General features: G+C 71.1%; 10 protein-coding genes and 1 rRNA gene. 3 read left to right on the top strand and 8 right to left on the bottom strand.

The features are described from left to right. Positions 1-22 precede the first annotated feature (22 nt). Both ACFYOY_RS37040 and ACFYOY_RS37035 read left to right on the top strand, forming a co-directional pair. Complete coding sequence (locus ACFYOY_RS37040) at positions 23-679, top strand: GNAT family N-acetyltransferase (RefSeq protein WP_351903302.1); 657 nt, start codon at positions 23-25, stop codon at positions 677-679. A 106-nt stretch (positions 680-785) separates the two neighbouring features. Then, positions 786-1970: a winged helix-turn-helix domain-containing protein gene (locus ACFYOY_RS37035; RefSeq protein WP_388592025.1), complete on the top strand. Its 1185-nt coding sequence runs from the start codon at positions 786-788 to the stop codon at positions 1968-1970. Positions 1971-2136: 166 nt separating this feature from the next. On the opposite strand, the gene ACFYOY_RS37030 is transcribed toward ACFYOY_RS37035, so the two are convergent. The 7 genes from ACFYOY_RS37030 to mtnA form a co-directional block, all read right to left on the bottom strand. Beyond that, positions 2137-2886: a response regulator transcription factor gene (locus tag ACFYOY_RS37030; protein ID WP_351903296.1), complete on the bottom strand. Its 750-nt coding sequence runs from the start codon at positions 2884-2886 to the stop codon at positions 2137-2139. Positions 2887-3107: 221 nt separating this feature from the next. Then, complete coding sequence (hpf, locus tag ACFYOY_RS37025; protein ID WP_351903293.1) at positions 3108-3797, bottom strand: ribosome hibernation-promoting factor, HPF/YfiA family; 690 nt, start codon at positions 3795-3797, stop codon at positions 3108-3110. 314 nt (positions 3798-4111) lie between these two features. Further along, positions 4112-4957 (bottom strand): ComF family protein, encoded by an 846-nt coding sequence (locus ACFYOY_RS37020; RefSeq protein ID WP_388592109.1) that lies wholly within the window; start codon positions 4955-4957, stop codon positions 4112-4114. A 120-nt stretch (positions 4958-5077) separates the two neighbouring features. Then, positions 5078-6955: an LpqB family beta-propeller domain-containing protein gene (locus ACFYOY_RS37015; protein WP_351903290.1), complete on the bottom strand. Its 1878-nt coding sequence runs from the start codon at positions 6953-6955 to the stop codon at positions 5078-5080. Then, positions 6945-8981, bottom strand: a complete 2037-nt coding sequence (mtrB, locus tag ACFYOY_RS37010; protein ID WP_388592022.1) for an MtrAB system histidine kinase MtrB — start codon at positions 8979-8981, stop codon at positions 6945-6947. The genes ACFYOY_RS37015 and mtrB overlap by 11 nt, the downstream gene beginning before the upstream one ends. A gap of 1 nt (position 8982) precedes the next feature. After that, the gene (gene mtrA, locus ACFYOY_RS37005; RefSeq protein ID WP_030416996.1) at positions 8983-9660 is read right to left on the bottom strand and encodes a two-component system response regulator MtrA; all 678 of its coding nucleotides are present in this window, start codon (positions 9658-9660) and stop codon (positions 8983-8985) included. Continuing rightward, positions 9657-10814 (bottom strand): S-methyl-5-thioribose-1-phosphate isomerase, encoded by a 1158-nt coding sequence (gene mtnA, locus ACFYOY_RS37000; RefSeq protein ID WP_388592020.1) that lies wholly within the window; start codon positions 10812-10814, stop codon positions 9657-9659. The genes mtrA and mtnA overlap by 4 nt, the downstream gene beginning before the upstream one ends. Positions 10815-10963: 149 nt before the next feature. On the opposite strand from mtnA, the gene ACFYOY_RS36995 reads away from it, so the two are divergent. Then, a complete protein-coding gene (locus ACFYOY_RS36995; protein ID WP_351903233.1) occupies positions 10964-12232 on the top strand; it encodes a hypothetical protein in 1269 nt (422 codons plus the stop codon). A 299-nt stretch (positions 12233-12531) separates the two neighbouring features. Here ACFYOY_RS36995 and rrf read toward each other — a convergent pair. Continuing rightward, a 5S ribosomal RNA gene (gene rrf, locus ACFYOY_RS36990) occupies positions 12532-12622 on the bottom strand; the annotation flags it as partial.

Genomic DNA, 12622 nt, shown 5'->3' with positions numbered 1-12622 from the left:
CGGCGGCGCAGACTCGGGGCGCATGGAGCCTGTCACCCTCACCACCGAGCGTCTGGTCCTGCGCCCCTTCCGGCCCATCGACACGGACGCGGTCTTCGCAGCTTGTCAGGACCCGGACATCCAGCGATGGACCACTGTGCCCTCTCCGTACGAACGTGCGCACGCGGAGGACTTCACCGGCCGGATCTGCCCGGAGAACTGGCGCGACGACGTGACCTACGACTTCGCGGTGGTCACCAAGAGTGACGGCGCCCTCGTCGGTGCCATGGGCCTGGTGCGGCTGACCCATCTGCGCACCCCCGAGCACCAGGCCGAGCTCGGCTACTGGACGGCACGGGAGCACCGGCGGCGCGGCTATACGGACGAGGCGGCGCGGGCCGTGATCGAGTGGGCGTTCACCCGGCTCGGGGTGGAGCGCCTGGAGTGGTGCAGCGAGGCCGGGAACGAGGGCTCGCGGGCGGTCGCCCTCGGGGTGGGCTTCCGGATGGAGGGGACGGACCGCGCCCGGATCGTCCACCAGGGGACGCGGCGGGACGCCTGGCGGGGCGCGCTGCTGCCCTCCGACTGGGGGCTGCCGTCGACGACGCCGTATCTGCCCTCCAAGGCGTCGGAGGCGTCCCACGCGCCTGAGGCTTCCGAGCCGTCCGGCCGGGCGTCCACGGCGCCGTCAGCGGTCTGAGAGAGGCCGTGAAAGGCCGCCGACCCGAGGGCGGCGGCCCAGGGGCGTCGGGCGGGGATCGGCGGCATGGGCGGCGTTGTCAGCGGGTGCTACTACGGTGGCGCGCATGACGAACGCCGCCACCGGGTCCGCCGTGGACCGCACACCCGAGGCCACGCTCTCCGCCGACGAGGCGCGCCGGATCGCGCTGCGCGCCCAGGGGCTGCTGGGCGCCCCGGACCGGCGTGGCGGGGTGCGGGGCGTGCTGCGCCATCTGGGCGCGGTCCAGCTCGACACGATCTCGGTGCTGGCCCGCTCGCATGAGCTGATTCCGTACGCACGGCTCGGCGCGGTCGGCCGTAAGACGGTCGAGTCGGCCTATTGGAGCGACACCCACGCCTTCGAGTACTGGTCGCATGCCGCCTGTGTGCTGCCCATTGAGGAGTGGCCGCACTTCGCCTTCCGGCGCCGCGCCTACCGCCTCCGTCCGCACTGGCACCACGAGCTGCCGGACGGGGTGTACGAGACGGTGGTGAAGCAGCTGCGCGCCGAGGGCCCGCTGACCGCGACCGAGCTGGGCGGGGCCAAGAACGGCGGGCCGTGGTGGGACTGGTCGGCGGCGAAGATCGCGGTCGAGCGGGCGCTGATGTTCGGCGAGGTGGTGTGCGTCGAGCGGCGCGGCTGGAAGCGGGTGTACGACCTGGCGGAGCGCGCCGTGCCAAACGCGCTGCTCCATGACGACCTGGACGACCGGGAGTGTCTGCGCCGGCTGGTCCGGCTGGCCGGGCAGTCGCTGGGCGTGGGCACGCGGGCGGATATCGCCGACTACCACCGGCTCAAGGGCGAGCAGGTGGACGCGGTGATCGCGGACTCCGGGCTGGTGCCGGTGGCGGTCGAGGGCTGGGACAAGCCGGCCTGGGCGGACCCCGAGGCGCTGGCCGCCCCGCCGCGCGGCCGGCACCGCACCACGCTGCTGTCGCCCTTCGACTCGCTGATATGGGACCGGGCGCGCACCGAGCGGATCTTCGGCTTCACTCATCGGCTGGAGGCATATGTGCCCAGGCCCAAGCGGATCTACGGCTACTTCGCCATGCCGCTGCTGTCGGGCGGGCGGCTGCTGGGCCGGGTCGATCCGGCCCGGGAGGGGAAGACCCTGATCGCCCGGCAGGTGTCCCTGGAGTCGCCGAAGGCCGTGGCCCCCATGGCACAGGCGCTGCGGGAGGCGGCCGAATGGGTGGGCTGTGACTCCGTACGGGTCGAGCGTGTCGACCACCCGGAGCTCGCCGCACCGCTCGCGGCGGCCGTCGCCTGACCGCCCCAGGCGGACGCCCGGCCGGGGCTCCGGCTCATCCCAGCGTGTCGGCTCACCCTGGGTGCCGGGCTCATCCAGGGTGATGGCTCATGAGGGCTCCGGCGTGCCCGGAGCTCCGCGGGCTCCGGTTTTGGTTCCGGCTCCGGCTCCGGCTCCGGGCGCATCCTCACCTGATCTCGAGGATCTTCTCCCGCATCGCATAGACCACGGCCTCCATCCTGGAGTGCAGCTGCAATTTCTCCAGAATGTTGCGAACGTGGTTCTTCACGGTGTTCTCACTGATGAACAGCTCCTTGGCGATATCCCGGTTGTTCATTCCGGTCGCCACCAGCTTGAGCACCTCCAGCTCCCGGTCGGTGAGCCGGGGCGCGGGCACCAGCCGCCGCTCATCGGTGCGCTGGATCATCGACTTGAACTCGGTCAGCAGCTTGGCCGCCATCGACGGGCTGATCTGCGACTGGCCGTCCGCCACCGCCCGGATGGCGGTCGAGACCTCGTCGGTCGAGATCTCCTTCAGTAGATAGCCCGTGGCACCCGCCTTGATCGCGTCGTAGAGATCGGCTTCCTCATCGCTGATCGTCAGCATGATGATCTTGGCGCTGGGTGCCACCTCCTTGATGGCGGTGCAGGCCTCGATCCCCCCGCGCTTGGGCATCCGCACATCCATCAGGACGATGTCCGGCAGCAGATCCGCCGCCTTGTCCACGGCCTCGGCCCCGTCCCCCGCCTCGCCGATGACCTGGATGTCCTCCTCCTGGGCCAGGACGATCTCCAACCCACGCCGGAAGAGCGCGTGGTCGTCCACGACGAGGACCCGAATCGGCTCCTTGCGCGGTTCGCCGCGCGGCTCGCCCCCGTCCGGACCGACGCCACGGTGTTCACCGGCGTCGGACACGGGCCCGAAGCTGTCCGCCATCGTTCCTCCCCCTGAAGGCCATGGCCCTTGCGGTCCGCACCCTGGGTGCACTCGGTCTGGCGTCAACCGGTGCATTCGATACACCGGTTGGCCGCCCGGCCATGATTTCATGCCCGGACGGCGGAATGTTCCTACCTTGGTCGCACGGCGGTGCCCCGGGGGCGCACAGGCGCTCCGGGGCACCACTTACGTGTCAGGCTGGATTCGGCTGAATTTCTCGGTCAGCCGCCGAGTGCGCCACCGGCGCCGCCGGGTGTCTCTCCGACGAACGCTTCCGGCTGAAGATGAATCACCCCGTAGTCATAACCATGCCGCCGGTAGACGACGCTGGGCTGGTTGGTGTCGGAGTCGACGAACAAATAGAAGTCATGCCCGACCAGCTCCATCTCGTAGAGAGCCTGGTCGAGGGTCATCGGAGCCGCGGCGTGGGTCTTCTCCCGGACCACCAGGGGGCCCTCACCCTGGACTTCCAGGGGGCCCATCCGGGTGGTGGGGACGGTCTCCGTCGTGCGCTGGGGGGCGATATCGCCATGCCCGTTGATGCGGGCCGCGTTGGGCACGGTGACAGCCACGTCGCTGGCCGGAATACGACCGTTTCCACGGCGTGTATGGCGCTTGTCGTGCTGCTTGCGCATCCGTGCTTCCAGCTTGCTGGCCGCCAGGTCCAGCGCTGCGTACGGATCGGCCGCGGCGGCCTCCGCCCGGATCACCGGGCCGCGCGAGCGGAGCGTGATCTCCACTCGGTCGGCGCGGTCGGACTGCCGCGGGTTGTGCTCCTTGGACACCTCGACGTCGAGGCTGATCACCTTGCCGTCGAGCTTCTGGATCTTATCCAGCTTCAGCTTCTCGGCCACGTGCTTCCGGAACCGCTCGGGCACCTCAGTTTTACGGCCCTTGACGACGATGTCCACGCAGAACTCCGTTCCCGGGTAGCTCCAGTCAGTATCGGAGCGTCATCCCTTGTGCACTTGGCTCCGGCATCCTCCGGAGCCATCGGCTTGGCGCTTTCAGCTCCTCCTTCCCACGGAGAGGATCTCAACCCCGTTTGTTCCAAGCCTCACCAGAATGCAGGCAAAACACGCCAAGCGGATGAGCGAGTCATAGCACCCGCCTTCCTCACAACCGAACATAGCTCGACCGGTCGGAAGTCGGCACCCCCTACCGGCACGTACCTCCGATCAGGTGCTTTGCCGCGGTTACCACCTGCAACGACGCGGCTTCGTATTCAGTTCCGGTTGATACGCATCAGGGGTGCGGCCACCACGGCCGCGCCGATGATCAGCCCACCGGCCGCCGTCACCGCCCGCGCCGCCTCCGCGAGCGAGGCCCCGGTCGTCATCAGATCGTCCACCAGAACGACCGGGCCTGCCGCCAGCAGCCGGCCGCTGCCGGGGACCGCCTCCAGCGCACCCGTCACATTCGCCCGCCGCTGCCGTGCGTCCAGCCCCGACTGGTCGCTCACCCGGCGCCGCTGGCGCAGCACCGCCGGGACCCGCGCCGGGCGCCCGCCGCCGCGCAGCACACCCGCCGCGGCGAGCGCGATCCGCCGGGACGGGTCATGCCCCCGGGCGCCCACGGCGCGCCGGGCCGATGGCACCGGCACCAGCAGCAGCGGGCCCCCGCGGCGTCTCGCCCCGGATCCATACCCGGGTCTCGCCCCGGCACACGCTTCCGATCCAGTACCCGGTCTCACCCTGGATACCCGGTCCAATCCCGCGCCCGCCCACCTTCGGGACCCCGCAGCGGCCCCTGGGCCTGGCTCTGGGCCAGGCCCCGGCTCGGGACAGGCCGCCCGTACCGCCCCCGCAAGCGCCTCGCCCAGGGGCCGCGCCAGCCGGAGCGCTCCGCGCTCCTTGTGCGCGAGCAGCACCGCCCGCGCCTCGTCCACGTAATCCACCGCCGCATGGACCACCGGCAGCCCCGGCGGCACCGGGCTCGGCTCCACCCGGCGCGCCCCGGACCCGCGCAGCGCCCCACGACAACGCTCACACAACGCGCCGCCCGGCCGACCGCATCCGGCACAGTCGGCCGGCAGCACCAGATCGGCGATCTCCTGCCACCAGCCCCGCATGAACACCACTGTCCCGGCGGCCAAGCCCCCGCGCCACCCCTTGTGGACAACCGCGCACATGTGGACAACCAGCCACCCCCGACCGGCGTACTGGCCTAGAAGATGCCGCCGCGGCCCCGCCTAACCGGGGTAGACCGGAGCCGAACCGTCCTGGTCCACGGTCTTCCAGTCGGTGTTCGGCAGCAGCCGCACGATGCCGTTCTCCCTGGTCTCGGCGATCAGCGGCCGGGTCTGGTCCTCCGAGGCACCGATCGACTGCACACCGTTCGGGCCCGGCACCTCCGGGATGTTCGCCGGGGAGCCGTCCGTCTCCACGTACTGCAGCTGCTGCACCCCGTCCGACTCCCGGCCCGCGACCACCAGCCGGCTGTCACCCGCCCAGGAGAAGGTGTCCACGTCCTCCAGCTTCGGTGCGACAGCCCGCAGCGCCCCCACCGACAGCTTCGGGGCCGCCTCGGTGCCCCGCCGCTCGATCCGGCCGAGCCGCAGCGTGGTGTGGCCGGACCGCTTGACCAGCATCGCGATCCTGGAGCCGTCCGCCGAGACCCGCAGCGCCGTGATCCGGCCGCCGTCCAGCTGCGGCAGCTCCACCTCGTCCGCCGGTCCGGTACCGCCCCGCAGCCGCAGCAGCCTCGGCCGCTGCGGATTACGGTCGGCCACCCACAGACCGCCCAGCCCGTCCCAGCTCGGCGCTGTCAGACCGTGTTCCACGCTGCCGCCCTGGCTGCGCAGCCGCACCTTGCCGCGCTCGGCGCCGGGAGCCATCTGGGTGACATAGAGCGCCTGGCCGTCGGCGGTGACCCCCGCCGCGTCCCGCTCGTCGCGGGAGACCGCCACCGTGCCCAGACCCGCGTCATCGGAGCCGAACGGCCCCGGAACCGGCTGTGGCTGGTCCTCGTCGTCGGACAGCCGGACCATCCGATGATCGGAGTCCACGAAGTACTGGTGGCGCGGATGGCCCTCCACCCCGTCGGGGGCGTAGGCACGCGCCGCGTCACTGGAGAGGGCGCACAGCTCCGAACCGCTCTGCCGCTCCAGCCGCACCCCGCTGACCTCGGACGACCCCTCCCCCAGATCCTGGACCGTGAACAGCGTCTGCGCCGCCATCCGGGCACACCGCGCCCCGCTGACCTGCGCCGCCCGGTCGCTCAGCCGGACCTTCAGCGTGTTCGAGTCGTCCAGCGACAGCCGCTCGTCCCGGCGGCCGAGCGCCGAACCGCGCGGGAAGGAGCTGCTGACCACCGGCTCCAGCCACTCCGTGGGACCGCCCAGCAGCGCCTTGACGGTCGCGGTCACCGGGTCGATACGACGCCGCACATAGACCGGATCGGCCACCAGCACGTTGTCCCCGGCCGTCGACTCCTCGGCGTCCGGACCCAGATCGGCGAAGTAGTACTTGTTGACCGAGCGGTAGATGCGCTGAAAGTCCGACTCACCGAGGATCAGCCCCCGCGGCGGCCCGTCGATCCGCCACTCCGAACCGCTCAGCGTGAGATGGATGCGCTCCTCGTACGGCTGCTCATCGGGCTTGTAGGCGTGCGTTTCGTCCACGACGGCGATCCGCTTGCCCGACAGCACGACCGTCTTACCGCTGCCGTCCCGGTCGCCCGGGTCCGTCTCCACCCGCACATCCGGAGCCTGCTCCAGCACGGTGGTGGCCGCGAACGGCTGCCACCGCTTGACCGCGCTCTTGGTCAGATACTCCTTCGCGGTGCCGAAGTTCTCCTCGTCGCTCGTCGTGGCCTCCAGGAAGCCGGAGACCAGCTCCGCGGGCTGCTCACCCTTGCCCGGGCTCACCCCGTACACCCGGACCTGCGAATCGACATCGGAGCGCGGTGAGGAGTCCACCCGCCGCACATCGCCGCTGTCGGGCATCGAGGCACAGCCGGACAGCAGCAGGGCGCCACAGGCCAGCAGCACGGGCGTGCTCAGGGCCCGGCCGTCCGGGCGGCGCCCACGGCGGCGGAAGCGGCGGCGGTCGGCACGGTCAGCGCCCACGAGGGCGGCCCTCCCCTTCGTTCGATGTCGTCGGCCGGGCGGCCGGCGCCCTGCCGCCCCGCGGCCCGTCGGACGGCGTCTCCGGGGCGCCGCGCACCACCCGCGACCCATTGCCCGGCAGGGCCGTGGGATCGGCCGACGGCGCCGCGGCTTCGGCGGGCAGCGCGGACCGCGGCTGCGCGGGCACCGCCGCCAGCCGCTCCGCGGGGGGCTGCGGGGCCCCGGCGTCATCCGTACGGCGGTTGCGGCGGGAGTCCTCGGGCTCCAGCGGGATCGGCGAGCCGCGCAGCACATCGCCCGCGGTGCGCGGCAGCGTCAGCCGGAACTGCGAACCGCCGCCGGGCTCACCCCACGCCTGCAGCCAGCCGCCGTGCAGCCGCGCGTCCTCCACCGCGATCGACAGGCCGAGACCGGTGCCGCCGGTGGTGCGCGCACGAGCCGGATCGGCCCGCCAGAAGCGGTTGAACACCCGCGTCGCCTCGCCGGGCTTGAGCCCGACGCCGTAGTCCCGCACCGCGACGGCCACCGCACCGCCCGCCGTCGCGAGCCGCACGACCACATCGCGGCCCTCACCGTGCTCCACGGCGTTGACCACCAGATTGCGCAGCACCCGCTCGACGCGGCGGGGGTCCGCCTCCGCGATCACCGGCGCCTCGGCGCCCCGCACCAGGATCCGGGTGCCCTTGGCCTCGGCGAGCGGCTCGGCCCCGTCCACCACCCGGTGCACCACATCGCGCAGATCGATCGGCTCGGCCTCCAGCGCGGCCGCTCCCGCGTCGAACCGGCTGATCTCCAGCAGATCGCTGAGCAGCGACTCGAAGCGGTCGACCTGGCCCCACAGCAGCTCGGCGGAGCGCGCGGTGATCGGGTCGAAGTCCTCACGCGCCTCGTAAATGACGTCCGCCGCCATCCTTACGGTCGTCAGCGGGGTGCGCAGCTCATGGGAGACATCGGAGACGAAGCGGCGCTGCATCCGGGAGAGCTCCTCCAGCTGCTGAATCTTGAGCTGGAGGTTCTGCGCCATCTTGTTGAACGACTCCCCCAGGCGGGCGATGTCGTCCTCCCCGGTGACCTTCATCCGCTCCTGGAGCAGACCGGCCGCCAGCCGCTCGGAGATCCCCGCCGCCATCCTTACGGGCGTCACGACCTGCCGGACCACCACCCAGGCGATGGCCCCCAGCAGCACCACCACGAACACCCCGGCCGTGGCCAGGGTGCCCTTGACCAGGCTCAGCGACTTCTCCTCCTGGCTGAACGGGAAGAGGTAGTAGAGCTGGTAGGCGTCGCCGTTGTTGTCGTCCAGACGCTTGCCGATGATCAGCGCGGGCTCGGAGTCTCCGGAGCCCGCGTGCACGATCTTTCCGTAGCGCTCATACGGCGCCGTCCGGCCCTCGTCCACCCGACGCCGCAGATCGGCGGGCACGCTGTCCGGCTGGACATCGCCGGAGGCCCGCGGCCCCCGGCTGGCCACATAGGGCGTCTCACCGGAGTCGGAGCTGAGCGCCACCACCGAATACGCGCCCTTGCCGCCGCTGGAGAGCTGCTCCACCAGCGCGTTCAGCCAGGCGCCGGAGTCCTCGGGACCGGCCCCCGGCCCGTCCTGGCCACGGGAATCGCTCTTGCGGTCGGCCATCTGCTCGGCCACCTCGAAACCGCCGACGGCCTGCCCCTGCGCCGCATGGCGCTTGGCGTCCAGCAGACCATTGCGCACCTGCCCGATGACCACCAGGCCCAGCAGCAGCACCACACCGAGCGACATCAGCAACGTGGTGGCGACCACCCGCAGCTGGATATTCCGCCGCCACAGCCGGGCGGCGGGCAGCAGCGGACGGCGCACCCACCGTCCGAACAGCCGGAACACCGGATGGGCCGGCCCTCCGGACGCCCCATCGGGCAGCAGATGCCCACCGCTCCACAACCTCCGCAGCAGCGGTATCTCACCCGCCGGGTCGGGCCGCCCTATCCGGGCACCCTCCGGAGCCCCGCCTCCCGGTCCTCCGGGCTGCGGCGCCGTACCACCCGTCATCTCAGCTTGGCCCGGCCTTGTAGCCGACACCGCGCACGGTCACCACGATCTCCGGCCGCTCCGGGTCCCGCTCGACCTTGGACCGTAGCCGCTGCACATGCACATTCACCAGCCGGGTGTCGGCGGCATGCCGATAGCCCCAGACCTGCTCGAGCAGCACCTCACGGGTGAACACCTGCCACGGCTTACGGGCCAGCGCCACCAGAAGATCGAACTCCAACGGGGTCAGCGCTATCGACTGGCCGTCCCGCTTCACCGAATGCCCGGCCACGTCGATCACCAGATCGCCTATGGCCAGCTGCTCCGGCGCCGGCTCCTCGGAACGCCTCAGTCGGGCCCGGATCCTGGCCACCAGCTCCTTCGGCTTGAACGGCTTGACGATGTAGTCATCCGCCCCGGACTCGAGCCCGACCACCACATCGACCGTGTCGCTCTTGGCCGTGAGCATGACGATCGGCACCCCTGATTCGGCCCGGATCAGCCGGCAGACCTCGATGCCGTCCCGGCCGGGCAGCATCAGATCGAGCAGCACCAGATCGGGCTTGGTCTCGCGGAAGGCGGCAAGAGCCTTGTCGCCGTCCGACACGAACGACGGTTCAAAGCCTTCGCCGCGCAGCACGATGCCAAGCATCTCTGCCAGTGCGGTGTCGTCGTCGACGACAAGGACGCGTCCCTTCATATCGACATCATCCCATTACCCGATCGTGACCTGGCCCACAGCTCGGCGATCCCGTCCGCCGTGACCGGAGAGATCACACCGTCCTCGGTCACGATCGCCGTCACCAACTCCGGTGGTGTGACGTCGAAAGCCGGATTGTGGGCCTGTGTCCCCAGCGGAGCGACCGGCACTCCGGTGCCCGCCTCGTGCCCGGCGATGGGGGCGTAAGGAATTGTGATGTCTGTCACCTCATGTCCAGGGCGCTGCTCGACCTCGATCGAGGCTCCGTCGGGAGTGGCCGGGTCCACTGTGGTGGTCGGGGCCACCACCACAAACGGCACATGGTGGTAGCGGGCCAGCACCGCGAGCGGATAGCTGCCCACCTTGTTGGCCACCGAGCCGTCCGCGGCGATCCGGTCCGCCCCGATCAGCACCGCGTCCACCTCACCGGCCGCGAACAGCGAGCCCGCCGCGTTGTCGGCGAGCAGCGTGTACGCCATACCGGCACGCGCCGCCTCGTACGCGGTCAACCGCGCCCCCTGCAGCAGGGGCCGGGTCTCGTCCACCCAGAGCCGCCGCAGCTGCCCCGCCCGGTGCACCGCCTTGACCACGGCGAGGGCGGTCCCCTCACCCCCGGAGACCAGGGCGCCGGTGTTGCAGTGAGTGAGGATCCGATGACCACCGGCAGGCAACAACTCATCGAGGAGCGCTTGACCATGGGCCGCCATGCGGTCGCTGGCCTCGGCATCCTCCCGGTGCAGGGCCCGGGCCTCGGCGAGAGCGGCCGCGGCGGCCTGAGCGTCGTCCGCGTCGTCCCGGATCGCCGCGTGATACGCGGCGACGGCCCGGCGGACGCCATAGCCGAGGTTGACTGCCGTGGGGCGGGCATGGGCGAGCGATTCGGCGGCCTCGTCCACGTCGAAACCCCGGGCCGCGGCGAGCGCGATCCCGTAGGCCCCGGCGAGGCCGAGCAGCGGAGCGCCGCGCACGGCGAGGGAGCGGATCGCCTCCACCAGCGCCGGCACATCGGTGCACACCAGATCGACCTCTTCGGCGGGCAGCCGAGTCTGGTCGAGAAGTACCAGTACGGGCCCCTCCGGGGGCTCCTCCCAGCGCAGCGCCAAGGCGGTGGGATGTATGGGGGCTTCCGGGGACACCGGACGCTGATCAGCCATCCGCCCAGTCTGCCCTGTGCGCCACCGACTATTGAAGTGCCGGACCGCCCCCAGTGACCGGTACGAGGCGCAATACGCCGTGGCACGATGGCTGGCATACGGCCGCCGCGGACGCCGCGGCCGGTCAACGAACAACCTACGGAGCGACGATGAATGACACTCCGGGCTGGGCCCCGCCCGGATCGTCCCCTTCCGACGAACCGGACCACGGCGCTCAGCAGCAGGACGAGCCCGCCGACCAGCCCGCCCCGGAGCAGCCCACCTGGGGCGGCCAATGGGCCCGGCGCCAGCCGCCGCCCGGCCGCTGGACCGCATCGGGACGAGGCCCCACGCCACCGCCGGTGCCGCCCGCTCCCACGCCGGGCGGCGGATGGGGCACCGGCCCGCGTCAGCCATCTGCTCCCCGCCCCGGTGTCATTCCGCTGCGACCGCTGGCCGTCAGCGAGATCCTGAACGGCGCGGTGGCCATCATGCGCGCCCACTGGCGCACGGTCCTCGGCATCTCGCTGATCGTCTCGATCGTCACTCAGGGTCTGATCACGGCCGCCACAGGACTCTGGTTCAACGACGCCCGCGGCAACGAGAGCAATGTCCTCGACGATCCGGACGTCTCCGTCAGCCAGGCGATGCGCGCCGTCGGCGCCGCGCTCGGGGACAGCGGAGTCACCCTGCTGCTCGGTGTCCTCGGAACGATCGTCACCACCGCCCTGCTGACCGTGGTCACCGCCCGGGCGGTGCTGGGCCGGTCCGTGTCCACCAAGGAAGCATGGAGCGGTGCCCGCCCGCAGCTCCTTCAGCTGTGCGGGCTGCTCCTTTTGATCCCCACCATCGCCGTGGGCGTCATCGCCGCCGGCATGACGCCGGGTCTGCTGCTGGCCTTCGCGGGCGTGCACAGCGAGGGCGCCGCACTCGCCTCTCTCGGCGGGTTCGCCGCGGCCGGCGTCGCCGCCTGGCTCTGGGTCCGCTTCAGCCTCGCCCCTCCCGCGCTGATGCTGGAGAAGCAGGGGATCATCAAGGCCCTGCGACGCTCCTTCAAGCTGGTGCGCGGCGCATGGGGGCGCATCTTCGGCATCCAACTGCTGGCCGTCGTCCTGGTCTTCATCGTCGGCGCCATCGTCGAGATCCCCACCAGCCTGATCGCCATGGTCATCGGCGGGGACAACGCCATGGACTGGCTCTCCGGTGAATCCGTCTCCGTCGGCTGGACCTTCCTGATAGTGGTCGGCGTCGGCGGGGTGCTCAGCTCGACCGTCACCTTCCCGATCAGCGCGGGTGTGACGGCCCTTCTCTACGTGGACCAGCGCATCCGGCGCGAGGCGCTCGACCTCGAACTCGCCCGCGCCGCGGGGATGCCGAGTGACTCCACGGAAGGCCATGGCAAGGACCACTCGACCGTCGCCTCGACGTCCGGGAACTGACGGCACCACAGGCGGGCACGAACGGGGCGTCACCCGACGCCCCTTCACCGCACAGGTCGTCACTCTCACAGGCCCTCACCTCCCCCGTCCGCCCGCTCGGCGTCGCGCCTGCGGCCTGCTGACCGGTCGTCAACGGACTCGTCGGACCCCGGCCTCACTGACAACTCTGCGTGCCATCAACCGCGCCACGCCAGGACATTGAGGGCTTTTCACTCGATCCGGTGGAACATCCGATCGAATGGGAACGCAAAAAAGCCTCGGCCCCGAGCACTAAGTGCTCGGGACCGAGGCTAAAAATTGTTCGGCGGTGTCCTACTCTCCCACAGGGTCCCCCCTGCAGTACCATCGGCGCTGAAAGGCTTAGCTTCCGGGTTCGAAATGTAACCGGGC

It is taken from the genome of Streptomyces sp. NPDC007875 (assembly GCF_042868035.1).
In the GTDB taxonomy this organism is placed as follows: Bacteria; Actinomycetota; Actinomycetes; order Streptomycetales; family Streptomycetaceae; genus Streptomyces; species Streptomyces antimycoticus.
The sequence above is the reverse complement of the archived record's forward strand: the minus strand, read 5'-3'. Positions and strand labels throughout refer to the sequence as shown.